Source organism: Kitasatospora sp. NPDC087861 (assembly GCF_044742585.1).
GTDB lineage: Bacteria > Actinomycetota > Actinomycetes > Streptomycetales > Streptomycetaceae > Kitasatospora.
The window spans coordinates 40,895-64,696 of the sequence record NZ_JBIUUS010000040.1 but is presented as its reverse complement, the minus strand read 5'-3'; the positions used below and the strand labels follow the sequence as shown (position 1 = coordinate 64,696).

Genomic DNA, 23,802 nt, shown 5'->3' with positions numbered 1-23,802 from the left:
GCAGGCCGAGGAGGAAACCGGCAGGGCCGAAACCGCCGAGGCCGCGATGGCCAGCACCCACCGTGAGATCACCGACGCCCGTCGGCAGGCCGAGGCAGAGATGGCAGCCGCCCATGGTGGCAGGGCCGCAGCGCTGCAGCTCGCCGAGCAGGCACAGCAGGACGCCCAGCGCATTGCCGCCGAGCTGGAGACGACCCGTCGTGAACTCGCCGACGCCCGCCGGCAGGCCGAGGAGGAAACCGGCAGGGCCGAAACCGCCGAGGCCGCGATGGCCAGCACCCACCGTGAGATCACCGACGCCCGTCGGCAGGCCGAGGGCCAGGTGGGCGGAGTGCTTCGGGCACGGCTTGCCCAGGTCGAGGACCAGCAGGGGGATCCGGAGCGCGGCGTGGAGGTCACACCAGCACCGGCCGAGCCGGGCACTGCCACCGAGACCAAGGCCAAGAAGCGGACTCAACCGAAGCGGGCGCCGCGCGCGCGGCGGCGATAGCTGCAACAGCTGAGGGGCCGACCCGTACAATGGAGCGTGCGAGCTAGCACGCTTGCTCGCTTCCTTTCTAGCTTTCTCTCTCGAAAGCAACAGGACGACTTACCGGCAGCAGCCCGAGGAGGGGGACCGATGGACAGCCAGACTCCCCACACACGACCCGAAGCCCCGGCATCCTTGCCGGACCGGCAATGCCATCGGCAGAGCTGATCTATCGGCGTCCGCTGCCTTACGTGCCTCCTGAGCACCCTAGATAACCGGCCGTCCTGGCGGCACGGCAGCGCGTCCAGCAGAAGCGGACGGCCCGGAGTAAGCGGCGCCAGTACCGTTCTGGGATGAGCACACCATCCCGTCGCCCGCTGTACCTCCGTGTCGGCGTCGACCAGTCCGACGAGGCTGCTCCAGTCGGCGCCCGCCGACTGCCTGTTGAAGCCGCGGTCGTGGACGTTGGCCTGGTCGTCGATCTCACCGTCGACCAGGCCGACGTCGAGCCGCCCCGACGGCGCCCCCTCTGGCCTCTGCCCTGACAAACGAGGCCGAATTCCGGTCAGGTCGGCCACGGAGGGCCTGCGGTTGTCAAAAGAAGGGCTGACCCATCGGGTCAGCCCTTCTTTTGACGGAACGGAATTCCAGATCAGGCAGACGGCGGGTCGAATTCCCCAGCCTTGGCGGCCGTGAGGAATGCCCTCCACTCCCTCGCATTGTAGTAGTGAAAAGGCCGAGACCTGTCCTTTGAGTCCCTGAGGAAAACGCCGCCGTCGGGAACGTGTGCAACCTCCACACATGCTCCCTGGTCGCCGCTCTCCCTGGCCTTGAACCAGGTCAGGGACTCAGGGTCAACAGCAGGGACTTGGTAATCGTTGTTCATGGGTGGAACTCCTCGGCGGCCTTACGGAGACGGTCCATAGTCTCCGGCGGGTCCATAGCGCCCGCAGTCAGACGGCTGTAATCGTGGCGGAAATTCATGATCTGATGGTCTCGCTCCAGGAACGTATTTCCTGCGGGAGACTCCACATAGATGATCGGTGATTCGTTCGGAGCAAATTCCAGGATGCTGAACGATCCGCGCAGGCCTGGATTCATCCCTTTGCTCAGCGGGAGGATCTGCAGGGTTACATTCGGACGTTCAGCCATTATCTGCAGATGCTTGATCTGGGCTGCCATCACCCGCGAGTCTCCGATAGGTCGCATCAGGACCGATTCATCCATGATGGCCCAGAGCTCCAGCGAGTCCTCTGCCGCCAGGAGCCGGCCCTGGCGCTTCTCCCGGATCTCCAGCAACCGACGCACCGTCTCCGGCGGGGCGGGCTTGCCGCCCGCCAGGACCGCCGCCGCGTAGTCCTCATGCTGCAACAGGCCGGGCACCCAGCCGAGTTCCCAGGCCCGGACCGTCCTGGCGTCGTTTTCCAGGCCGACGTACACACCCAGGCCCTGCGGCATGATCGACTCGTACTCGGTCTGCTCCCACCATCCGGTCTCAGCAGCCCGCCGCGCGAGGTCGAGCAGGCCAGCCACCTTCGACTCGTCGCTCACCCCGTACAACTCCAACAGGGTCCGGAGCTCCATCTGCTTGATGAGTCCCTTGCCCTGCTCGATCCGGGAAACCTTCGACGCCGAGCAGCCCAGTGCGGAGGCTGCGTCTTTCTGCTGCAGGCCGGCCGACTCTCGAAGTTCCGTCAGGGCCGTGCCCAGCGTCCTCCGTCGCACGGTTGGTCCACCCGTCTCGGTCACGCGGCCCTCCCTGCCTCTGCGCGTGGTCGTTGCGTGCTGCAAGTCTGCCCTACGGCGGCGGGCGGCTGGTGGCACGGTCCCTCCAACGTCCTCTGATCACGGAAAAGTCCGGTCACTGCCAGTCTTGCACTTGCGCCATGGGATTGCACAGTGCAATCTAATTAGGCTTCCGCTACCACGTGTAGTGACCCGGTAGCGGGGGGTCCGCTCTGCCCGTGCAGCGAGAGGGGGGTACGTGCGTACGCACTGCCCGGCCGGAAGTGCCGTAGCTGACCAGCCGAATCGGTTTCCCGCTCCGTCGCGGCCGCGCTCTGCGACCGCTGTCCGTCCCGCGCTGTCCGTCCTGTGCGTCATGGCGGCCGAGCCCCGTACCGTCCGTGACATGCGAGCGCTCGCCCGCACGATCGGCGAGCTCCGCGGGGTGCCGGATGAGGTGGTGGACGATCTCCTGTCCGTCGTCTCCGAGTGCGTCAGCAACGCGGTGGTGCACAGCGGCAGCCCCGATGTGGCGCTGAAGTTGGTGTTCGGCACTCAGAGCCTGTCCGTCGTCGTGCGGGACACCGGCCACTGGGTCAAACCGAAGCCGCCCGGTGAGGTTGCGGAGAGCGGGCGCGGGACGCGGCTCTGTCGTCGGTTGCCGTGTGTGCTAGCAGCAGGTCGTCACCATCCCGCCCGTGGCGGCACTGTCGCGTGGGCTCAGCTCACCACCATTCCGCCCCAGGACACCTAAGACCGCCGGCCCTGCCTGGTCGTCCCCCCGTGCGACCCCCGGGCCGGTCCCAGCGCGCGCTTTCCTCGCGCGTGCCCGCCGGCCGCCCCGCCCCCGTGTCCACAACACCGGCGGGGCGGCTGCCCGAACAGCCACCAGAAGGCCACCAGCACCGCGAGGAGCACCCCGTGTTGCAGCTGTTACCCCAGCCCCCCGCCCAGCCGGGCCCGGCGCACTTGGTGCCGCCGGTCGTTGACGGGCCCTACGAGTGCGCGGCCACCGCCCAGTTCGGTGGCCGCCTCACCCCGGCGCTGCTGGACCGCACCAGGGCGCGCACGAGCTGGCTGGCCGTGTGGTGGCTGCAGCTGAGGGCTCAGCGCCTCGCCGAGCAGCTGCCGACCCCGCTTGCCCGGCCGGTCCTGGCCTGGCTCACCGACGATACCGAGCAGGACCACGTCCGCCGCCTGCTCGACCTCGGCCAGCCCTACACCCTCACCGTGTCCGGCGACGGCGCCGAGCACCGGTTGACGGTCAAGCTCTGGCAGCCCTGCGGACACGTACGCGTGACGGTGCGGCAGTGACATCCGCCCATGGGCCCCAGGCGCCGCACCTGCCCGCCGTGCCTGGCGGGATCGTCCTGCGGGCCACCCGCACCGACACCGACGGCCAGATGTGCACGCTTGCCGAATGCCCGCCGGCGCCCGCCGCTTACCAGGCCCTGCGGTCCATGCAACGTACCGCACTCGCCTACTCCGCCCTCATGACCGCCCGCAGCCGGGTGAACGCCGAACTGTGGGCCGGCAACACCGAAGAGGCCTACGCGGCTCTCTGCAGCCTCTCCAACTCGCCCGAATACAGCCGCAGTTGGACGCTCCGGAACGGCCACATCCTCACCCTCACCCTCACGGTGGCGCCGTCCGACGCCGCCGACGCCCCGCCGACCGGCACCGCCGGCCCCGAGCAGCACGGAGAGGCCCCGCCCCGATGACACAGCACAGCACCGTCCCGGCCGACCGCACCGAAACCACCACACCGACCTTGCCCCCGGAGCTCGGCAACATCGTCCGCAGGGGGGACCGCGTCCTGGCCGTCGGCCCCGGCCCCCTCGCCATCGCCCTAGCCGACCGGACCGCCTGCCAGGTCATCAGCGTCCACGCCACCCTCGCCGACGTCGAAGCCGTGCGCGCTCCCCTCGGCCCCCGCGGCCGCGCCGCCGCCACCGTGGACGCCCAGGTCGACGACCTCGCCGCCGGACGCCCCGAGCACGGCCCCTACAACGTCATCGTGGTGACCGCCGGAATCTCCGGCCTCTCCCCGCAATGGGTCCGCCAACTCACCCCCCGGGGGGTGATCGTGGCCCCGCTCGCCCTCGGCGGACTGCACCCCTGGACGGTCGCCGGCCGCGACCGCTACGACCACCTGTGGTACGGGCAGGTCCTCGGCGTCGACCCCGTCGGCACCGGCCCCCAGCCCGCCACCGGTCCCCTGAACCCCGGCATCCGCCCCGGGCCGGACAACCACGGTGAACTCCCCGCTCCGCGGCTCGCCGCGGAGTGGGCCGGCGCCCTCCCGCCCCGGCTCACGCGTACCGAGTACCTGAGCCTGTGGCTGTGGCTCGCGAGCCACGACGACCGGATCACCACCGCAGAGGCGGCCGATACCGGCGAGGGCCCCGGCGCCGCGCTGGTCGACGGATCCAGTGCCGTGCACATCACGCCCCACGGCCTGTGGCTCACCGACACCGAGCCGTCCACCATGGCGCTCGCCCAGCACGTCGCCGACCGCATCGCGCGGTGGGGCCAGCGGTGCCCTCACCTGACGCAGCTGACATGCCGCCTCGCCTCGCCCTCCGGCGCGGGCCCGGACGCGCTGCTGGCGCCCGGCAACTGGTCCACCGACCGCGTGGCCACCCTCCCCCGGTGACCCGCCCCACGACCACCGGATCCGGCTGACTGGCCCACGTGGCCCAGATCCCCGCCGGCCGAAACCCGGACACCCCCACCAGATGACCCCGGACAGGAGCAACCCCGCCATGACCAGCCCGAACCTCCCCGCCTCGATCCCCCAGCAGAGCCGTGCCGTCGAGGCATCCCTGTCCGCGACCATCGCCCCGCAGATCCAACGCGGCCTGCGGAATGACCTCCTGCGCGCGGCGGGCGCCGTCCAGCAGATGCCCGACCGGGGCAGCATGCTGGAGTCCGACGTCACCGTGACCGCGCTGACCGCCACGGTCGTGGTCGGCCGCACCCCCGCCGACGCGCTGCAGGCCGCCGCCGCGTGGTGCCGCGAGGCCCCGGACGCCCAGGTCCACGCCCTCGCGATCGCCCTCGTCCCCGGCCCCCGCCAGGACCTGACCGAACACCGGCTCACCCTGACCGTGTCATTCCCCGACGAGGAGACCGGCGAGTACGCCGGCGACACCCACCACGCCGACGGCCCGATGACCTACGTCGTCCTCAGCAACACCGACGAATAGGACCGCGAGAGCGACGGGGCCCGGACGGTTCGGCACCGTTCGGGCCCCGCCCGTTTCCGCCATGACGCCCGCCTCGCCGCAGGTTCAGGCCTCCAAAAAAGCGACCACGACCACGTGACCCAAAACCGTGGCGTAGTACACCACCCGGGCGTCACCGTCGCGGTAGTCGCGCAGCATCGGCGCGGCCTCCATAGGCGGCGCGGCGCCGAGCGGATCCGCAGCGATGACCACCAGGGCGGCGTCGAGCCGCTTGGCCTCTTCCGGGACGAGCGCCCTGACCTGCTGGGCCGCCTCGGGGGTGAAGGTGACGGCCGCCGCGTGGCGGCCAGCCCCGTGCTTAGGCAACGCGAGCGCTCCCGTTGTCGTCGGGCAGGCCGATTTCGGCCCGCAGGTCGTCCCACCTCACGCAGCGGTCCAGGTCGATGCCTTCAGCCGCCAGCCGCTCCAGCACGTAGGCCAGCGCGGGTGAGCCGGGGAACTCCGCCTCGGCGGCCTGGCGAAGGGCGGATGCCTCGGCGTCGAACACGATGCGCGCCATGATGGTGGGCTCCTCCCGACGGCGTCTTCACCAGCAGGCTAGCGCAGGCCCGACCGCCGCCGGGAGCGATCCCACAGCCCGCTCCGCCTGGGCCGCCGGGTTCGGCCGGCCCCTGAACCCGGGCTACGGGGCGCCGTTGTAGAGGGGATCCGCCGCGATCTCCCCGGCCCGGACCCAGCGGACAGCACAGCGTCCCAGCGGGCACCCCGGGCAACGCGGCCGCCACCAGGTACACCAACCCCTCGGCCAGGCGGTCGAAGGTGTGGACGGCTCCGTGCAGTGTCACCTTCAGGTCGCCTGGACCGGCCCCAGGGATCCCCTTGCAGGTACCAGTCCGACACCTCCACCCGAGCCGGCCGGCCCTCCCCGTCCGCGAGGTCGAGCACCGCCAAGCCCGTCGAGGCGGGCCAGGACAGCAGAGAGGGCAGCGGCCAGTCCGAGCGGACCACCGGCGGCAGCCCGAGGACCGTCCGCACCGTCCGGTCCGTGCAGCAGTTGGCGCAGATCACTACCCGCGCCAGGTCGTTCCCGACGAACCGCGGGGACCGCCCCGGCCTGACCAGTCGGCCGAGGCAACGCGGGCAGGCGGCGACCGGCCGCCCCGCCGTCGACATGTTCACCGGAAGCCGCCGGGCGGAAGCGCCCGCTGCCCGCCGCCAACGTCCCGACGGGCCCGGGCGGGCCGCCGCGGCCGGTCCGCCCGCTCCGCCTCCACCCGCACCGTCCGCCCCGCCGACGAGCCCGCACCGCCGGCGACGTCGTCGACCGGCGCCAGGTCGAAGATAAACCGACCGCCACCGCCACGCTCCGTCACATCCCCGGCCCGTAGGTCCGGACTCGACTCGATGAGCGGCAACAGCAGCTCCAGCACCCTGACCACCCGCTCCGCGTCCTGGCCCGTCGCGCGAATCTGGACCATCAGAACGCCACCCCCGAACCGCAGTCCTGCCGCACCCCGTCCGCGCCCTGCCCGGGCACCCCCGCCCGGCCACGGCCCGCAACCTCCTCCAACCGGTCAACCACCGCAAGGCAATCCCCCAGCGCCCGGTGACCCCCGTTCAACCGCTGCCACCGGTAGTTGCCGTGGTACTCGCTCCATTCGCCCACCCAATTGCTGTACGGCACCATGACGTCCTCCCAGACCGCCGCCCCCATCCACGCCTCGACCCGCGCCAACGCCTCCGTCACCGCCCGCTCCCGCAGGCCCTCCGGCACCTCCCCCGCCGCGAACACCCAGTCGGCGGCCTCCCGCGCCACCTGGTCGAGGTAGTACAGCGTCAGTTCATGCCGCAGCCGGGCGACATCAAACGCCTTGTTGTAGATCAGCACTCGACGCCCGGCGACCGCCCGGCCCAGCCGCTCGACCAGGTCCCCGAAGGGCGGCGCCCCGGCCACCATCGCGTCCCCGATCCCGTGGATCCGCTCAGCATCGGCGGGGATCGGCACACCCGGATCCACCAGCGAGTCCAGCAGCGTCTCCCGGCCCACCGTCACCACCGCCAGGTCCACGATCCTGGCGTCCCCTTCCAGCCCCGTGGTCTCACAGTCCAGGACCGCGGATTTCGGATCGTCCAGCACCTCCGCCGCCCACGCCTCCAGCCGTCCCACCTCCCGCGCCCGGGCCCGCCGGCGTTCCTCCTCCTCCGCCGCCCACCGCGCCTCCAGCGCGGCGCACCGGGCAGCCGCCTCCGCCCGCTGTGCCGCGAACTCGGCCTCCCGCCGCTCAACACACGGCGGACACCAGCGCGGCGCCCAGTACCCGCGCGGAGTAGCCCGCAGAAACGCCCGCGCCTCCCTCAGCGTCGCCACCCGCACCGCACACCCCTCCTCGCCGCAGACCACCACCCGCTCCAGCCAGCGTGCATCAGCCTCCCGCCGCTTGGCCGCCGTCACCCGCCGACAGTCCACACACAACCGCCGCCACCCGTACCCCTCCCGCACCACCGGGAACGGCCGCCCCCGCAGCCGCTGCCGCCGACACCCCTCACACGTCCGCAGCCGCAGCCGCTTCGCCGCCGCCTCCGCCCGATCGCGGCACTCCTCGCACCGGCCGCCCCGCACGATGTAGCCCCGCACCAGCGAGCACACCGGGCACCTCCGCCGGGCCTCCATCTCCGCTTTACGCTTCGACGCCAGCGGCTTCATCTTCACCGCGTCCGCCGGATCGAACAGCGCCCGCTGCTCGACTTGGTAACCCCGCGCGTAGTACCTGCACAGGACGTAGGCCACCGGCAGCTGACCCGGCGCCAGCTTCAACCGGTGCCGCCGTCCCAGCTGCGTCTTGGTCCGCAGCCCCGCCGGCGCCGCCCCCGAGTCGTACACCGGCACACCCCCGTCCAACCGCAGCGGCTCACCCCGCGGCACCAGACCAACGCTCACGGAACACTCCTTTCACGGGAAATTCGGCACACCACAAATATCGCAATACAGCCCACCGCGCAAGCAATACCCAAAAGTCGAACCAAAAAGCGAAAGGCCCCCTTTTGGAAACGCGCGAGAAAGCCAGTATTCAATGGATCTCCATTAAATGTGGACCCATCCGGTCGCCGCTCGCACCCTTCGGGTACCAGTCCAGGGCCTCCCGCACGATCTGCGCCGGCGAACACAACAGCGCCACCAGGCGCTCCCGCTCGTTCCGCAGCCGGGCCGGCGTCCCAATCGCCCGGCGGATGCCCAACCGATCCAGCTCCGCGAACGCCCCCTCACTCAGGCGCCACGACGCCGTCCGGAGGTGTTTCACCAGGTCGGACGGCAGACTGTAATGACGCTGCCTAAGCCGGCCGATGTTCGGCCCCGGCCACCGGCCCGACAACTCCATCCCCAGTTCCTCCTCCTCGGTCAGCGGTTCCCACGGCCCCGCCACGTCCTCCTCCGCCAGGCGCCGACGCAGTGAAGCCGCCACCAGTTCCTCTGCCGGAGGCCACCAATCCGCCTGGACCCGGGCCACCTCCAACCGCGCCTCCCGCCGGCTCAGGCCCTCCCCCTCCAATTCCAGCGCGTAAGCCACCTTCTCCGCCCTGTGCTGCCGATCACGTAGCTGGAACCGGGCCGCCTGAACAGCGGTAATACACACAGTGATCTCGCTTTTCTCCACCATTTCCCCCACCACTCCAATCTATGGATCTCCATTGAATCACCGGCTCAGCGGCCGCCGCAGCAGGTCAGTTCACCGCCGGCCTCGCCGCCGCCGCCCGCTCCACCACGTCCACCACCCGCTCCCACACCTCACGATCACCGTCCACATCACCGACCACCCAAAGCCGCGCCGAAGTGACCCTCTCCGCGTGCGCCCACAGCCGGGAGGCCGTCCCAGATGTGGCGGCCGCGGCACCGCGCATCAACGGCGGGAGATCGGCCAGCACCAACCGGCCCGAGTGCGGCGGGGTCAGCCACCCGCCAGCCGCGACCTCCAACCGGGCGAGCAGGCCCGGAATGTAGCCCTCGCTATCCACCAACCCAGCCTGACACAACAAGGACCCCGCCGAGACTGCGGCGGACGGCCGCCCCGGACGGCGCCGCCACTGGGGCCCAGGCCGTACCCGGCCGGGTTGCCTCACTCGAACGGGTGATGCCCAAAACTCGGAGACCTGCCCCCAGTTCACCAGGTGGTCCCAACCCCCAACCACCCGGAGCACCCCGTGACCTACCGCAGGCTCACCGCCGGCCTCGCCGCCGCCGCCCTCCTCACCGGTCTCACCGCACCGTCCGCCGAAGCCGCCACCCCCGAACGACGCGGCATGCACCGAGGCACCGACGGATGCTTCAACTGGTCCTGGGACGACGGAGGTTGGTCCAGCACCACGGTCTACTGGCACAACACCTGCGATCGGGCCGAAAAGCTGGCCATCGCCTGGAAATGGACCGGACTGGAGGTCAGTCGGATCACGGTCCCCGCCGACGGCAAAGGCCACCAGGCCAGGCGCTCGGAACCCGAATCGATCTGGGACGACGGCGCCGCCTGACCCACCCGACAGTCAGCCGATCACCACAGCCGTCGCATCGTCGCGGTAGCCGTCCGCAGGCGGCTCGGCGGCGGCCACAAGCGCCTCGGCCAGAGCCCGTCCACCGTCCGGCATCCGACACCGCCTCAGCCGCCCGCACAGCGAACACCCCGCCCGACGACACCCAAGCCGTGAGCTGGGCTTTTTGTGCCCGGCGCAGGCCTGCGACCCCATCCCCGCGCGGTCGTTAAACCGGCATGGAGACCGCTGCCGAAGACCCGCTCACCGCCCTGCTCGCCTCGCTTCGGCTCGACGTCGGAGTGAGCTGGGTGTGCTGGGCCTGCTCGGTCCAGAGCTGCTACGTCTACCCGTCCGTCGACGCCGCCCGGCACGACGCGGCCGGCCACGCCCTCGGCCTCCACCAAGACCGGCTCGCGCTGTCCGAGATCGCGCTGCGGCTGGTGTCGGAGGAGGAGCAGCAGGTCCGCACCGACGCGCTGCTCGGCGGGCCCCCGATGGTCCCACCAGTCGAGGACCCGTACCTCCGACCGGACCTGAGCCCGCTGCAGCAGGAACTGGTCTGCGACGCGATCGGCTGCCCTCCCAACTCCCGCCACCGGCGCCGCCGGCCCCCACTCGACACCGACGAGGCACCCGTCGTGCTCATCCCACGCCGCGCAGGATTGGCCGCGTGCCCCGACCCCGGTTCAGCCTGAAAGACGCCTCCACCCTCCGGGGGACCGCTCACTCCGGGGGAGCCGAGCCCGGACGGCACCCGGTGGCGGGGCGCCGTCCGGGCCCTGACCCGCCGTAGGTGGTTGCTGTCCCGGGGGTGGCCGCCCGCCTCCCCCGCCGCCCGGACACCCCAAAGGGGCTACCGGGGGCCCCGCCAGAGCGTCAACCCGGGAAAAAGCACCCCGGGTTGACCCCCCGACGCGACCCCCGGCAACGGCTACGCTGCCCGACCGACGGGGGAGCCCACCGACCACCCGGCCCCCCGTCCGTCGGTGGCCCGACACCCCGAACGGCACCCCGCCCCGGCGACCCCAACTCCCCAACCAGCAGCCAGAATTCACCCCGACACGCCGTCAGGATCAATTGGACACCACACCCAAAACCATGGTTTAATTGACACATCAAAGCGGGGAGGGCAACCCCCGCCGAGACCGGGCCCACCGGCCCGGAAGACACCACCACCAGCACCACCAGGGAGAAACCCCATGGCGAACACCGCCACCGCACCCGCAACGGCCGCCCGCGTCCGCCGAGCCAAGACCGCCCCGGCCGTCCCGCAGGCGGCGCCCGCCGTCGAGGCGGAGCCGGTCGCCGAGGCCGCCGCCGTCGAGGCGGAGCCGGTCGCCGAGGCCGCCGCCGTCGAGGCGGAGCCGGTCGCCGAGGCCGCCGCCGTCGAGGTGTGGCCCGCCTTCACCGTCGTCGACCTGCTCGCCCACCCCGGCAACACCCCCGGCGAGCCGGACGCCGAGCTCACCGCCAGCATCGCCGAGCACGGCATCACCGACCCGCTCCACATCACCCTCCGCTCCGACGGCACCCCCCATGTCCAGGACGGCCTCCGGCGCCTCGCCGCAGCCCGCGCCGCCGGACTGGAGAGCGTCCCGTACTCCCCCGTCCCGCAGATCCGGGTCACCGCGCTCACCGCCCACACCCGCAACCTGCGCAAAGGCCTCCACCTGGACGAGCCGTTCGTGGAGTCGATCCGCGAGCGCGGCGTGGACATCCGGCTCATCCTCGTCCCCGGCGAGGACGGCAGCCCCGTCGTGGTCGACGGCCACCGCCGCCTCGCCGGTGCCGTCGAGGCCGGACGCACCCACGTCCCCTACGAGATGACCCGGCAGGACGCCGCCGAGCAGATCCTCACCATGCTCCGCACCGCCGTCCACCGCCGGGACCTCACCGCCGACGAGCAGATGGACGGCCTGTTCGAGCTGGCCGACCTCGGAGCCGACCCCGCCGCCGTCGCCGCCGCCTCCGGCCGCACCAAGAAGGAGGTCAAGGCCCTGGCCGAAGCCTCCCAGGCTGCCCCCGTCAAGGCCCTGCGCCGGGCCGTCCCCGGCGTCACCCTGACCCTGGGCCAGATGGACGAACTCGGGGAACTGGACGGCGTGCACGAGGCCCAGGCCGCCGAGGAGATCGCCAAGGCCGCCTCCGACGACAAGGCCACCGCCAACGAGGTCACATGGATCATCAAGCGGGCCAAGGCCCGCCAGGACGCCGCCGCCAAGCTCGCCGCCCAACTCGCCGAGCTGGAGGCCGCCGGTGCCCGCCTGCGCGAGGAGGCCGAGCTGAGCGAGAAGGCGTCAACCCTCCACAGCCTGCGCGACGGCAAGGGCAAGGGGTTCACCGCCGAGCACCACGCCGCCACCTGCCGTGGCGCCATCTGGGTCCGCCGCACCGGATCCGACACCTACACCCAGATGTGCGCCAACCCCGACCTCTACGGCCACAAGCGGGTCCTGCCCAACGAGGGCAAGCCCCGCAAGAGCGCCGCCGAGCAGGCCGCCATCAAGCGCGGCAACGAGGACTGGGCGGCCGCCACCGAGATCCGCCGCGCCTGGCTGACCGCCTACCTCGCCAAGGGCCGCAAGTACACCGCCGCCGAGCAGAAGGCGATGACCGAGGCCCTCGCCGTCGCGCTGCTGCCCGGAGGCTGCCCCAGCATCAGCGGCCGCCACGGCGACCACCGCACCCTCCCCACCCTGGTCGCCCTGCTCGGCGTCAAGCCCGCCAAGGGCCAGACCACCGTCACCCGGGCCGACATCGCCAAACTCTGCGACCGGGCCACCTCCGCCCGCCTCACCGCCCTCTCCCTCGCCACCATCCTGGCCTGCGGTGAAATGGACTCCACCCGCGAGGCCTGGCGCACCGAGGAAGGCGCCGACAACGGCCGCCGCACCAAGGCCCGCGCCCACCTGACCCTCCTGATCACGCTCGGCTACCCGCCCGTCGGCATCGAGCAGGCCGTCCTCCAGGACAAGCCCTACAAGGCCTGACCGGCCCCGCCGCCCGGGGCGGGCAGACACCCGCCCCGGGCCCCAACTCCCGTACCACCAGCGGAAATCCACCCCGACACGCCGTCAAGATCAATTGGACTCCGCACCCAAAATCATGGTTTAATTGACACATCAAGGCGGGGAGGGCAACCCCCGCCGAGACCCCGGGCCCACCGGCCCGGAGGACACCACCAGCACCAGGAGCACCAGTTGAACGCCGACGCCTACCGCCTCTGCTCCCCGGCCGCCGCCGGACTCGACCTCGCCGACCTGCTGATCAGCGGCCAGATCACCGCCATGTCCGCCGGTCCCGAAGGCTGGACCGCCACCCGCACCCCCGGCGGCACCGCCCGCCCCTTCACCACCCCCGAGCACGTGCGCGCCTACGCCGACCACACCCGCCACCAGGCCGCCGTCACCGCCCAGGCCACCGCCGACCCCGAGGACCGGTTCCTGCGCCGCATCGCCGCCCGCGCCGCCGAGGCCGCCGCCGCCACCCAGCGCACCGCCTGACCGGCCACCACCCCGCACACAGCCCGGCGGGACGCGGAGGGCAACCCGCCCCCGCCGGGCCCCACACCACCAGCACCGAGGACACCCGTACCCGTGAGCACCAGCACCGCCACCCGCACCGCCCGCTCCACCCGCGCCACCGACGCCGACGACGCCGCCGACACCGGCTGCTGCCAGGCCGCCGCCCAGGCCACCACCACCCGCGAGAGCGCCGAGCTCCTCCAGGCCCGCGCCATCGCCCGGCACCTGCCCGCACTCGGCATCCCGACCAGCCGCGTCGCCGCCGCGCTCGACCCCGCCGCCCAGTCCGCCGTGGTGCGCGTCGACTCCCCCCACGGCCTCTACGCCATGGCCATCCCGCCCGTCGGCCACGCGTTCCCCGTGCTCCACCACGGCCGCCGCATCGGCGCGCTGGACGTGCGCCGCGTCCCCGCCACCACCGACTCCGCCACCGCCGCCCACCTCGCCCTCTACCTGCGCGACCGCGCCGCCCTGTAACCCGAGGAGACCGACGTGACCACCACCGCCCTGTACGACCCGGCGACCCCCGTCGAGATCACCGCCGCCGGATACGAGGCCTGGGCCGCCGGACGCGAGCACACGGCCACCCTGCGCTCCCACGCCCGGTTCAGCTGGCCCGTCGTCGCGGCCGACTACTACCGCGCCGCCGCCGAAGCCGCCTTCGAGGACGTCATCGCGCGCGTCCAGCCCCGCCCGGCCGACTGACCGGCCACCACCCCGCACACAGCCCGGCGGGACGCGGAGGGCAACCCGCCCCCGCCGGGCCACTCCACACCACCAGCACCGAGGACACCGACCATGCTCACCCTCACCACCCCCGCCACCGACCGCCTGGACGTCATCGAGGCCCTCCGTGTCGTGACCTCTCTCTACCGCGTGCGCGGCTACTTCCAGCCCGTCAGCCGCCAGTGGGAGGACCGCGAGCCCACCGCCCACGAGGCCGAGGCCTACCTCCACGGCTACGACCGCCCCCAGCTGCGGGCCGACATCGACAGCGTCCACGACGCCGCCGACCTCGCCACCGCCGCCCTCCAGTGGTGCCTCGACGGCGCCACCAGCATCGACACGTTCCGCCGCCGCCTCGCCTCCATCGCCCGCCAGCCCCTCGCCCCGTGGACCGCGCTGCCGCTGCTGGCCTCCGTCCCCGCCGCCATGGAGCGCGCCCGGGCCGCCGCCGAGACCCGCGAGGCCGCCCACCGCTCCCGCCACCTCGGCACCCCGGGCGAGCGCCTCACCGGCCTCACCCTCCGCGTGGTCCGCGTCTTCGCCGAGCGGCCCCGCCAGTTCGGATGGCACGTCCAGCCCAGGAACACGATCCTCCTCCGCGACCCCGCCACGCTCGACACCCTCACCTGGACCTGCACCAGCGCCCACCTGCCCGCCGTCGGACGCACCCTCACCCTCTCCGGCACCGTTCTGGCCCACCGCCTCTACCAGGGGATCACCCGCCAGACCGAACTCACCAACTGCCGCTGGAAGTACACCGGCTGACCGCCGGTTCCCCGGGCGCACCCACCGCCCGGGGAACCGCCCGGGCCCGCGAGCGGCCGACCGCGTCCGGCGGCATCGAGCCGCCAGCCACGGGCATCCGCGCCGTGGCCGGCCACCGACCCCACCCGCGCGCCCGACCGGGCCCGCGCGGCATCGAGCCGCCCGGCCCCGGGGCTGACGCCGACCCCGGCCACCCCGCACCACCTACCGCACCACCCCGACCCCGCCGCGCGGAGGGCAACCCGCACGGCACCGGGACACCACCACCAGCACCCAGGAGCACACCATCATGACCACCAACCAGCACTGACCCGCCCCCGCCGGTCCCGGGCCCACCCGGGACCGGCCCCCACCCCCACCGCGCGGAGGGCAACCCGCGCGGCACCGGCCCGGGCCAGCCGGCCCAGCCGGACACCACCAGCACCAGGAGCACGAGCATGACCACCACCACCCCGTCCTACCGCGTCGGAGACCCGACCGGGGACTGCCGCTACCCCGTCTACGTCATCGACCCCCGCACCGGCACCGAGGCCCTCGCCGGAATCGCCCAGCGCTGGGGACGCGACTGGCTCACCACCACCAGCAACGGCGTGAAGAACCACGGCCGCCCCGACGAGGGCGTCCCCGGCATCCAGGTTCCCGCCCAGTACATCGCCACCGAGTACGCCGCCGGGAACACCACCCCCCTGCACAGCGCCCAGCTCGCCGAGGAAGACCTCACCCAGCCGCAGGGCGACGTCCCCCTCCTCCACCCCCGCGTCCCCCAGACCCCCCGCAACGCCAAGGCCGCCCAGGACGCAGACACCACCATGGCCCGCTACTACTGGCTCCGCATCGGCGGCTTCCCCGGATCCGACAACCCCCAGGCCACCAAGTGCCTGCTGTGCGGCTGGACCGGATGGCGCTACTACAGCCACCTTCGCGGCCGCAACGGCAACCCCCCGAGCGCCAACCGCCACCCCGGCACCTGCATCGACAAGGCCCGGATCCGCCAGCTCATCCCCGGCACGAAGTAACCCCCTCAGCCGCGCGGAGGGCCACCCCTCCGCGCGGCCCCCACCCGGCCAGCCGGCACGGCCCCACCACCACCAGGAGCACACCGCCATGACCACCACGTCCACCTGGACCCCCGGCGACCAGCTCGCCGACGTCGTCAAGACCGCCCTTGACCAGCGCGGCATCACCTACGAGAGCCACGGCTCCGCCCGAACGGAGTACCTGGTCATCCCCATCCCCGGCGGCCCCGGCGAGATCTGCCTCAGCGATGTCGACAGCGCCCTGGCCGGAACCCTCGGCGAGTTCCGGGGCATGCACGCCCACTACCTCCCGACCAGCCACATGTACGGCTACGGCGACGACGTGCAGCTCTTCGAGTCCCCCGACCTCGGGGCGCTCCGCGGAATGGACGCGTTCGCCGCCGAGTTCGGCGCCCTGCTCGCCGCCATCACCGCCTGCCTCGCCCTGGTCGGCTCCGGCGACAACGCCCGCCGCACCCTCGCCGCCCAGGCCGCCGAGCGGTTCCACCACCACACGCCGCCCCCCGCCACCTACCGCTACCGCCGTGCCGCCAGCGGCATCGTCACCCTCGCCGTCACCACCACCGCCGTCATGGACGCCCGCTCCCTCGCCGTCCGGCTCGCAGGCGCCTACAGCGTGCCGCTGGACAACGGGACCAAACTGCCTGCCACCCTCACCGTCGCCGACGTCATGCAGACCCTTGCCGACGAGAGCGCCGGATGCGCCGACGGCTGGCACTTCTGGGCACAGGAGCCCAGCGAGGATGCCGACGAGGCCACCCAGGAATGGGCCACCGGCCACATCGGCCGCCTCTTCCCCGACCTGACCCCCTACCAGGACTGACCCCGCCCGCCGGTCCCCGGGGCGCCGCCCCGGGGACCGCCCCCCGGCCGCGCGGAGGGCAACCTGCGCGGGCGGCCGGGTGTCGGCGGCATCGAGCCGCCGCCCCCGGGCCGCCGGCCGCCGTACACCACTACCGACACCAGCACCCAGCGGAGAACCCCGTGACCATCTGGACCCCCGGCCTTGTCGCCCTCGACACCCTCGGCCCCTACCCCTGCTTCCTCAGCAGCCGCACCTGCCCGAACGGCTTCGCCCTGCCCCGCGTGAGCCTTGACGTCGTCCGCCGGATCGCCGCCGACATCGACGCGGATAACCAGTTCTACCGCGACCGCGACACCCTTCGCGTCACCGGCACCACCGTCGACGTCATCGACTACGCAGACGGCGACCTGGTCGAGCGGTGCGAGCCCAACGAGGACGGTACCTACTCCATCGGCCACGGCTACTGGACCTGGACCGCCTGCTGACCCAGCACCAGGCCGCCCCGGCCCCGGGGCGGGTGGCCGGAGGCCGGCGGCGTCGAGCCGCCGTCCCCCGGGGGCTGCCGCGCGGCGGGGCCGGCCGCCGTGCCAGCGGCTGTGGAATCGGCGCCCTTCGGGCGGCGGCCCCGTGTCCGGCGCGTTCACCGCCGGGGCCGTGGCCGGCCCCGGCGGGCGCCGGACAACCCGCTGGCGTGCTGGCGCGCTGGAAGGCTGACCTTCCTGCGCGCCGCGCCGAGCCGACGTCAGCACTTTGCTGACGTGAGGGTTGGTGGGTGGTGGTGGCCGCCTGGGTGTGTCCGGCGGGGGTGGTGGGCTGCCGGTGGGGGTTCTGTGGGTGGGTCGGCTTCGGGTGGTGCCCTTCCGGCATCGGCCTGCGGCCGATCCGGCAGTGGGCGCGCCTGGTCGTGTGACCGCGCCGTGCGGCTCCGGCGGTCGAGGTGCGGCGTGCGTTCCCGCGCCGCCCGCGACTTGGGAGGCTCCGCCGCGCGCGAGCCCCCCGCGGGGCTCCTCCGGACCCCCGCCCCGCGGGGACCGGTTTCGGTGGCGGGTCGCCGTTCGGGGCTGGGGAGTTGGTGGTGGCCGGGGTGGGTGCGCGAGTGGCCGGGGTGGGTGGTGGCCGTGGGGTGGCGGGCGTCGTCGCGGTGGGTCAGGTGGTGGTCGAGGTTGGGTTCGGCGGGTGCGGGCGGGGTCGTGGCGTGGGGTCAGAACGGGCTGACTGGGAGGGGGGCCGGGCGGGCGTCCGGCGAAGAAAGCGCAGTTCAGTGGCGGTTTTGGATTGGACACGGCCCCAAAATCATGGTTTAATTGACACATCAAGGCGGGGAGGGCAACCCCCGCCGAGACCCCCGGACCACCGGCCCGGAGGACACCACCAGCACCACCAGGGAGAAACCCCATGGCGAGCACGCCCCAGACCGCCGACCGCATCGCCCGCCTCGCCGAGGCCAACGGCTGGACCGTCACCCGCAGCGGCCGCACCCCCCGCAACGGACAGGCCACCCACCTCCTCCACGCCGAGCGCGGCACCGACGTGATCAGCATGTCCTGGCAGCGGACGTCCACCCCGCGCGGCCTGCGCTGGACCCCCTCCACCTACACCGTGAGCATCAGCGCCATCGTCGGGACCGCCAGCCTCGCCGAGATCACCACGATCATCACCACCCCGACCGAGCCCGCCACCCCCATCAGCCCCGCCCGCATCGGACTCTGCGACGCCCCCGAGCAGGCCCACAGTCAGACCCCCGGCGCCGCCGTCGGCGTCCGCCTCTACCACGTCGGGGACACCACCGGCACCGAGCGCGACGCGATCTGCGCGCCCTGCGCCGCCGCCCGCACCCACCGGCCCCTGACCGACATCCCCGCGTGGGAGCTCACCGACGACGACCGCCAGACCATCACCGACACGCTCACCGAGTACATCCAGGACGTACGCCGCGACGCCGCCTACGGCTGGGCCGACTCCCTCACCTGGGACGCCGACCCCAACGGCCCCGAGCCGCACCGGGTGCCCGTCCTCTTCGACGAGTGGTACGCCGCCGTCGACCACATCGACCCCGCCACCGCCTACGCCCGCTGGCGCGCCGAGCAGGGCCGCCCCCTCACCGCCGACGAGTACCAAGCCGTCGGCCTCACCGCCCCCATCGACGCCGACGAACCCGCCGCCGCCGACATCGAGGAGCCCGCCGGAGTCGGCCCCGCCACCCAGTACCTCGCCCGCGCCCTCGCCGACGGCCTCTGCACCCTCCAGCGCGTCGCCCCCCGGACCTGGCAGTACGTCATCCACCACGAGCTGTACACCGTCACCCACAGCGGCCCCCACCGCTACGACGTCCGCCACGCCACCCTCTCCGGCCTCCACGAGATCGCCACCGATCGCGTCACCCTCCAGGCCGCCGCCCAGAGCGCCCGCGCCCACGCCCGCCAACTCCAGGCCGCCCGCGCCTGACCCGCCGCCGGTCCCCGGGCACCACCGCCCGGGGACCGGCCACCGACCCGGCGCGACAGGCCGGGCCCGGGCCGCATCGAGCGGCCCGGCCCCGGGGCTGACGCCGACCCCAGCCGACCCGCACCGGCCCCGCCGGACACACCACCACGAGGAGCACCGATGCAGACCACGACCACGCCCCCCGCCGACGCCGCCGCGCTGATCGCCACCGCCGAGGCCAACGGCTGGCAGACCAGGATCAACCTCTTCGCCTCGGAGCCTGGCACCCAGCACTACAGGCTGTCCGCCAGCCAGGACAAGACCAAGGGCGGTTGGGGCACCTGGGTCACCGCCGAGTGGTACACCACCGGCGGACCGTGGCTCCCCGGCCCCCAGGAGCCCTACCTGGCCACCGCCATCACCGGCGGACCGTGGGTCCTCGGCCCCAGCGAGGAGCCCCGCCCGATCACCGCCGACGAGGGCCACGACGCGACGATCGCCCAGCTCGCCGAGTTCATGGCGCTCAACCCCGTCACCCGGCCGGTCGAGACCCCGCCCGCCGACTGACCGACGGCCTCCGGTCCCACCCCACCGGGGGCCGCGCGGAGGGCAACCCGCGCGGCTCCCGGCCAGCCGAACACCACCACCAGCACAACCCTGGAGAGCACCATGACCGACACCCCCACCCAGTGCCCCGCCGAGGCCGCCCAGCTCATCGCCACCGCCGAGGCCGCCCACTGGACCGTCACCACCGGCACCACCCCGCTGCCCGACGGCGGCACCCGCTACTACCTGCACGCCACCAACAACCCCGACAACTGCTACACCGAGCGCGCATGGGTCGCCGCCGACTGGCGCACCGCCGACGGCCAGTGGACCCCCGACGACCACAGGCCCCCCTACCTGATGTACGACGGCTACGGACTCACCGCCACGGTCCAGCGCCTCGCCGAGCTCATCACCTCCCTCCCCGTCCGGAACTGACCGACGGCCGCCGGTCCCCGGGCACCACCGCCCGGGGACCGGCCACCGGCCCGGCGCGCGTCCGGGTCCAGGCCGCATCGAGCGGCCCGGCCCCGGGGCTGACGCCGACCCCGGCCACCCCGCACCACCTACCGCACCACCCGCCGCGCGGAGGGCAACCCGCACGGCACCGGCCCCGCCGGACACACCACCACCAGCACCAGGAGCACACCACCATGACCACCCAGTACCGCGTGGACGACCGCGTCTCCCACACCGCCGCCCCCGCCGACGCCCCCGAGTACGGCACCCTCCGCCTCATCACCGCCACCGACAACGGCCCCACGCTCACCGTCGAGTGGGACCACCGCCAGGGCCGGACCCAGGACCACACCCACGCCGAACTCCACCACGCCCCCCGCTACGAGGCCGACCAGGCCGTCCCCGCCCTCGCCACCGGCGTCCGCGTCCAGCGCCGCATCACCCACCTCGACCCCGTCCCCGGAGCCCGGCCCCGCCAGCTCATCGAGCGCGGCACCTACCAGGGCATCCTGTACGGCGGGCACACCGTCCTGTGGGACGGCGCCGCCCACCCCGAGTTCAGCCACGGCACGCCCGACTTCCGCGTCCTCCACCCCGGCCACCTCGCCGCCGAGCGCCGCATGAGCGCCCACGCCATCGGCGACCGCATCGAGACGATCCACCGGGGCCAGATCCTCGGCGGCCGCGTGCTGGAGATCCGCCGCACCAGCGGCCGCCTCGGCGTCCGCCAGGCCCGCATCCGCCTCGACGGCCAGCCCGGCACCCTGTGGCGCGACGTCCTCACCCTCTACCCCCTCCACGGCGCCCAGCTCGCCGCCGAGTGCGCCCGCCGCAGCCTCGCCGGACAGCCCCATCAGCAGGCCGTCCAGGTCTACTACGGCGACTACCGCCCCTGACCGGCCGCCGGTCCCCCGGGCACCACCGCCCGGGGGAACCGGCCACCGGCTCGACCCCCGGCGCCGGCCGGACCCCACAGCAGCCGGCCGGCCCGCGGCCCGTGAAATCGACGCCCCTCCGGGGCGGCCGCCCCGACTCCGGCGCGTTCACCGCCCGGGGCCGTGGCCGGCCCCGGGCGGGCGCCGGAGCAGCACCACCTCCCCGCCCAGGCCTGCCGACCTACCGCACCACCCCGCGCAGGCCCCGGCCCCCAGACCGCCCGCCCGGCAACCACCGGACGGGCCCCGGGCGAGGCAACCGCCCGCACCCCACCAACACCACCACCAGGAGACCCCCATGTCCGAGCACACCAGCGACCACGACCGCGCCATCCCCCAGTTCAGCACCGTCATCCCCGGCCAGCGCCGCGCCAGCGCCCCCACCGGCGGCGGCCGACCCTTCGGCCCCCCGCCCGCCGACGACACCATCCCCGGCCCCGCCGACGGCACCGACCGGTGACCACCACCACCTGACCGACCCGCCGGGGCCCGCATACCACCGGGCCCCGGCCCCACCCACCAGGACCACCACCGTGTTCACCATGCCGCCGCTGTGCCAGGCCGTCGACCCCGACCAGCCCCACCTCCTCACCGCCGCCCCCTGCCGATCCGACGCCACCCACCGCGTCATCGGCTACCGCCTCACCACCCCCGACCTCGCCGCCGGCTACCACCAACTCGCCTGCCAGCCCCACGCCCACGCCCTCGCCGACCACTGGACCCGCCGAGGCGTCCGCACCGCACCCGGCCGCCGCCCCGACCCCGTCATCGCCCGCACCCACCCCTACCGCCCCGGCGCCCTCTACCCCACCGCCCTGCAACCCGCCTTCGACGCCCTCCCCTCCTACACCCCCCAGCCGCCGCCCGCCGCCCCGCGGCCCGGCCGCCCCGGCCGCCGCACCCCGCCGCCCCGGCAGCCCGCCCTGTGGACCACCACCGCCGTCCCCGCCCCCGAGCCCGGCACCCCCACCGCCGGCCCCGACGACGCGGACGACGCCGACCTGATCGTCCTGCCCGGCTACGTCCGCGCCGTCCCCGCGGGCACCCGCCCCGACGGCGTCCAGGACCGGTGGCGCATCGAGTGCCGCCGCACCGGCCACGGCGACGGCGACTGCAACGACCCCGCCGCCGACGGTGGGTGGCGCGCCGTCCGCACCGTCAGCGGCGACCACGACACCGCCCTCGACTGGGCGCTCGACCACGCCGAACACCACCTGCCCCGCAACAACCTGGTCACCGTCGCCGAGCTCGCCGCCGCCCGCACCGCCGCGTTCAGCGCCGCCCAGGCCGACGTCCTCCAAGCCGCCCTACGCGGCGAGCTCCACGAGGACCTCAACGGCTACTACACCCCCGACGCCGGCAACTGGACGCCCCGGTCGTTCCTCGCCCGGCGTGTGCGGACCCTGCTCGCCCTCGGCCACCTCGCCTGGACCCCCGACACCACCGGCTACCGCCGCACCCTCCCCCTCACCCCCACCGGCCGCACCCTGTGGACCGCGTGGGTCCACGCCCGCCGCTGCGAGCTCATCACCCACGCCGACACCGACACCGAACACGGCGTCACCGACCTCCAGCGCGACCAGTACCTGATGCTCAAGGAGGAGTTCCCCGCCGAGCGCGCGGCCGCCAACCAGCGTGCCCAGCAGCCCCCGCCCGAGCGGCCGCCCACCGTCCGCGCAGACGGCCACTGGTACCGGCCCTACGCCGCCACCACCGACACCGAGCAGGAACGCGCCGTCCACTACGGCCCCCACCGCTACCGCCTCCGCCGCGCCGCCGAAGACCAGCCGATGACCCTGTTCCGCTTCGACGGCGGCCCCGCCCTCGCCACCGGACTGCCGTCCTGGCACCAGGTGGAGCAGGCCGTCACCGCCCACGCCCAGGACGGCGGCGAGCGCGGCCGCGACGAACTGGGCCCGCGCCCCGCCATCCCCTGGGGACTCGTCGTCTCCTGCCCCGTGACCATCCACCAGGTCGGCTACCGGTGGCGCGACGTCGAATGCGCCGACTGCGAGCGCTGGGGACACCTCATGGGCCGAGGGCCCGGCCTCGGCGAGCACGACACCGAGCCCGCCGCCGTCCACGCCGCCACCGCCCACGCCCGCCACCACGAGCAGCAGATCCGCGCCGCCATGGAGAAGGCCCACCGCGAGGAGGCCGCCCGCGCCCTCGCCCCGCACTTCACCGCCGAGCTGTACAACCTGCTGGCCGCCGCCGCCGACCGCGCCGACGGCATCACCTACGACGGCCGCACCCGCTACCGCACCATCCCCGCGGGCACCCCCGCCAGCAGCCGCCGCAACGGACGCCCCGTCCGCCGCGAGCTGGTCACCCTCCTCCAGCGAGCCGGCTACCTCCACTACCGCCGGCCCGGCAACCACGGCCCCGTCACCCTCACCCCCGACGGCCGCACCGCCCACCAGGCCCTCGCCGACGCCACCCTGCCCGCCACCTGGCCCACCCGGCAGGCCCCCGAGAAACTCCCCTACGTGCCCGAGGGCTGGGCCCAGGCGCGCATCCGCCAGCAGCAGCGCGAGCACTGGCAGCGCATCGAGGCCGAGCACGCCCAGCGCCGGACCGCCGCGTAGAACACCCCGCAAAGCGTGGTTTAATTGACACTCTGTCCCGTGCCGGCCGCCCCGCGGCCGCCGGGACAAACACGGAGGCCCGCCGCAAGC

Annotated in this window: 30 protein-coding genes and 1 pseudogene; 23 read left to right on the top strand and 8 right to left on the bottom strand. The window is 73.7% G+C overall.

Features of this window, described 5'->3' with window-relative positions; genetic code table 11:
• Together ACIOJE_RS35250 and ACIOJE_RS35245 are read left to right on the top strand one after the other, a co-directional pair.
• Window positions 1–490: pseudogene (locus ACIOJE_RS35250) on the top strand (hypothetical protein); the annotation flags it as partial.
• 332 nt (window positions 491–822) lie between these two features.
• Complete coding sequence (locus ACIOJE_RS35245) at window positions 823–1,014, top strand: hypothetical protein (protein ID WP_400782020.1); 192 nt, start codon at window positions 823–825, stop codon at window positions 1,012–1,014.
• Between the two features lie 107 nt (window positions 1,015–1,121).
• On the opposite strand, the gene ACIOJE_RS35240 is transcribed toward ACIOJE_RS35245, so the two are convergent.
• Both ACIOJE_RS35240 and ACIOJE_RS35235 read right to left on the bottom strand, forming a co-directional pair.
• Window positions 1,122–1,355: a DUF397 domain-containing protein gene (locus ACIOJE_RS35240; RefSeq protein ID WP_400782017.1), complete on the bottom strand. Its 234-nt coding sequence runs from the start codon at window positions 1,353–1,355 to the stop codon at window positions 1,122–1,124.
• Window positions 1,352–2,218 (bottom strand): helix-turn-helix domain-containing protein, encoded by an 867-nt coding sequence (locus tag ACIOJE_RS35235; RefSeq protein WP_400782014.1) that lies wholly within the window; start codon window positions 2,216–2,218, stop codon window positions 1,352–1,354. Before ACIOJE_RS35235 ends, ACIOJE_RS35240 begins: the two co-directional genes overlap by 4 nt.
• A gap of 352 nt (window positions 2,219–2,570) precedes the next feature.
• Here ACIOJE_RS35235 and ACIOJE_RS35230 point away from each other — a divergent pair, with 352 nt between their 5' ends.
• The 5 genes from ACIOJE_RS35230 to ACIOJE_RS35210 all read left to right on the top strand — a co-directional run bounded on the left by ACIOJE_RS35230 (window position 2,571) and on the right by ACIOJE_RS35210 (window position 5,403).
• On the top strand, window positions 2,571–2,948 hold the full coding sequence (locus ACIOJE_RS35230; protein WP_400782012.1) for an ATP-binding protein: 378 nt from the start codon (window positions 2,571–2,573) through the stop codon (window positions 2,946–2,948).
• 167 nt (window positions 2,949–3,115) lie between these two features.
• Window positions 3,116–3,508 (top strand): hypothetical protein, encoded by a 393-nt coding sequence (locus tag ACIOJE_RS35225; protein ID WP_400782010.1) that lies wholly within the window; start codon window positions 3,116–3,118, stop codon window positions 3,506–3,508.
• On the top strand, window positions 3,505–3,915 hold the full coding sequence (locus tag ACIOJE_RS35220) for a hypothetical protein (protein WP_400782007.1): 411 nt from the start codon (window positions 3,505–3,507) through the stop codon (window positions 3,913–3,915). The genes ACIOJE_RS35225 and ACIOJE_RS35220 overlap by 4 nt, the downstream gene beginning before the upstream one ends.
• Window positions 3,912–4,850: a hypothetical protein gene (locus ACIOJE_RS35215; protein ID WP_400782005.1), complete on the top strand. Its 939-nt coding sequence runs from the start codon at window positions 3,912–3,914 to the stop codon at window positions 4,848–4,850. The genes ACIOJE_RS35220 and ACIOJE_RS35215 overlap by 4 nt, the downstream gene beginning before the upstream one ends.
• Window positions 4,851–4,959: 109 nt before the next feature.
• A complete protein-coding gene (locus ACIOJE_RS35210) occupies window positions 4,960–5,403 on the top strand; it encodes a hypothetical protein (protein WP_400782004.1) in 444 nt (147 codons plus the stop codon).
• An 84-nt stretch (window positions 5,404–5,487) separates the two neighbouring features.
• Here the strand turns inward: ACIOJE_RS35210 and ACIOJE_RS35205 are convergent, their stop codons facing one another.
• The 6 genes from ACIOJE_RS35205 to ACIOJE_RS35180 form a co-directional block, all read right to left on the bottom strand.
• Window positions 5,488–5,748: a type II toxin-antitoxin system RelE/ParE family toxin gene (locus tag ACIOJE_RS35205; RefSeq protein WP_400782002.1), complete on the bottom strand. Its 261-nt coding sequence runs from the start codon at window positions 5,746–5,748 to the stop codon at window positions 5,488–5,490.
• The gene (locus ACIOJE_RS35200) at window positions 5,741–5,941 is read right to left on the bottom strand and encodes a hypothetical protein (RefSeq protein WP_400782000.1); all 201 of its coding nucleotides are present in this window, start codon (window positions 5,939–5,941) and stop codon (window positions 5,741–5,743) included. Before ACIOJE_RS35200 ends, ACIOJE_RS35205 begins: the two co-directional genes overlap by 8 nt.
• A 616-nt stretch (window positions 5,942–6,557) precedes the next feature.
• On the bottom strand, window positions 6,558–6,860 hold the full coding sequence (locus ACIOJE_RS35195; protein ID WP_400781998.1) for a hypothetical protein: 303 nt from the start codon (window positions 6,858–6,860) through the stop codon (window positions 6,558–6,560).
• The gene (locus ACIOJE_RS35190) at window positions 6,860–8,320 is read right to left on the bottom strand and encodes an exonuclease domain-containing protein (RefSeq protein WP_400781995.1); all 1,461 of its coding nucleotides are present in this window, start codon (window positions 8,318–8,320) and stop codon (window positions 6,860–6,862) included. Before ACIOJE_RS35190 ends, ACIOJE_RS35195 begins: the two co-directional genes overlap by 1 nt.
• Window positions 8,321–8,450: 130 nt before the next feature.
• Window positions 8,451–9,038, bottom strand: coding sequence for a hypothetical protein (locus ACIOJE_RS35185; protein WP_400781993.1), 588 nt, complete (start codon window positions 9,036–9,038; stop codon window positions 8,451–8,453).
• 64 nt (window positions 9,039–9,102) lie between these two features.
• Window positions 9,103–9,393: a hypothetical protein gene (locus ACIOJE_RS35180; RefSeq protein ID WP_400781991.1), complete on the bottom strand. Its 291-nt coding sequence runs from the start codon at window positions 9,391–9,393 to the stop codon at window positions 9,103–9,105.
• Window positions 9,394–9,579: 186 nt separating this feature from the next.
• Between ACIOJE_RS35180 and ACIOJE_RS35175 the strand changes: the two genes are divergently transcribed.
• From ACIOJE_RS35175 to ACIOJE_RS35100, 16 genes are all read left to right on the top strand, one after another.
• Window positions 9,580–9,903 carry a hypothetical protein gene (locus ACIOJE_RS35175; RefSeq protein ID WP_400781989.1) on the top strand — a complete coding sequence of 108 codons (324 nt, stop codon included), beginning with the start codon at window positions 9,580–9,582 and terminating at the stop codon, window positions 9,901–9,903.
• Between the two features lie 236 nt (window positions 9,904–10,139).
• Window positions 10,140–10,598 (top strand): hypothetical protein, encoded by a 459-nt coding sequence (locus ACIOJE_RS35170; RefSeq protein WP_400781987.1) that lies wholly within the window; start codon window positions 10,140–10,142, stop codon window positions 10,596–10,598.
• 504 nt (window positions 10,599–11,102) lie between these two features.
• A complete protein-coding gene (locus ACIOJE_RS35165) occupies window positions 11,103–12,893 on the top strand; it encodes a ParB/RepB/Spo0J family partition protein (protein WP_400781984.1) in 1,791 nt (596 codons plus the stop codon).
• 210 nt (window positions 12,894–13,103) lie between these two features.
• Complete coding sequence (locus ACIOJE_RS35160; protein ID WP_400781981.1) at window positions 13,104–13,406, top strand: hypothetical protein; 303 nt, start codon at window positions 13,104–13,106, stop codon at window positions 13,404–13,406.
• 93 nt (window positions 13,407–13,499) lie between these two features.
• Complete coding sequence (locus tag ACIOJE_RS35155) at window positions 13,500–13,904, top strand: hypothetical protein (RefSeq protein WP_400781979.1); 405 nt, start codon at window positions 13,500–13,502, stop codon at window positions 13,902–13,904.
• Between the two features lie 15 nt (window positions 13,905–13,919).
• Window positions 13,920–14,132, top strand: coding sequence for a hypothetical protein (locus ACIOJE_RS35150; protein WP_400781976.1), 213 nt, complete (start codon window positions 13,920–13,922; stop codon window positions 14,130–14,132).
• A gap of 93 nt (window positions 14,133–14,225) precedes the next feature.
• Complete coding sequence (locus ACIOJE_RS35145) at window positions 14,226–14,918, top strand: hypothetical protein (protein ID WP_400781974.1); 693 nt, start codon at window positions 14,226–14,228, stop codon at window positions 14,916–14,918.
• A 437-nt stretch (window positions 14,919–15,355) separates the two neighbouring features.
• Window positions 15,356–15,934, top strand: a complete 579-nt coding sequence (locus ACIOJE_RS35140; protein WP_400781972.1) for a hypothetical protein — start codon at window positions 15,356–15,358, stop codon at window positions 15,932–15,934.
• An 88-nt stretch (window positions 15,935–16,022) separates the two neighbouring features.
• The gene (locus tag ACIOJE_RS35135) at window positions 16,023–16,778 is read left to right on the top strand and encodes a hypothetical protein (protein WP_400781969.1); all 756 of its coding nucleotides are present in this window, start codon (window positions 16,023–16,025) and stop codon (window positions 16,776–16,778) included.
• Between the two features lie 161 nt (window positions 16,779–16,939).
• Window positions 16,940–17,245 carry a hypothetical protein gene (locus tag ACIOJE_RS35130; RefSeq protein WP_400781967.1) on the top strand — a complete coding sequence of 102 codons (306 nt, stop codon included), beginning with the start codon at window positions 16,940–16,942 and terminating at the stop codon, window positions 17,243–17,245.
• Between the two features lie 910 nt (window positions 17,246–18,155).
• Complete coding sequence (locus tag ACIOJE_RS35125) at window positions 18,156–19,205, top strand: hypothetical protein (protein ID WP_400781964.1); 1,050 nt, start codon at window positions 18,156–18,158, stop codon at window positions 19,203–19,205.
• Between the two features lie 159 nt (window positions 19,206–19,364).
• Window positions 19,365–19,751 (top strand): hypothetical protein, encoded by a 387-nt coding sequence (locus tag ACIOJE_RS35120; RefSeq protein WP_400781961.1) that lies wholly within the window; start codon window positions 19,365–19,367, stop codon window positions 19,749–19,751.
• Between the two features lie 102 nt (window positions 19,752–19,853).
• Entirely contained in the window at window positions 19,854–20,168 is a 315-nt protein-coding gene (locus tag ACIOJE_RS35115) for a hypothetical protein (RefSeq protein WP_400781958.1), read from the top strand.
• 215 nt (window positions 20,169–20,383) lie between these two features.
• Complete coding sequence (locus tag ACIOJE_RS35110; RefSeq protein ID WP_400781955.1) at window positions 20,384–21,085, top strand: hypothetical protein; 702 nt, start codon at window positions 20,384–20,386, stop codon at window positions 21,083–21,085.
• Between the two features lie 337 nt (window positions 21,086–21,422).
• Complete coding sequence (locus tag ACIOJE_RS35105; RefSeq protein WP_400781952.1) at window positions 21,423–21,584, top strand: hypothetical protein; 162 nt, start codon at window positions 21,423–21,425, stop codon at window positions 21,582–21,584.
• A 73-nt stretch (window positions 21,585–21,657) separates the two neighbouring features.
• Window positions 21,658–23,712, top strand: a complete 2,055-nt coding sequence (locus tag ACIOJE_RS35100; protein ID WP_400781950.1) for a hypothetical protein — start codon at window positions 21,658–21,660, stop codon at window positions 23,710–23,712.
• Window positions 23,713–23,802: the final 90 nt, after the last annotated feature.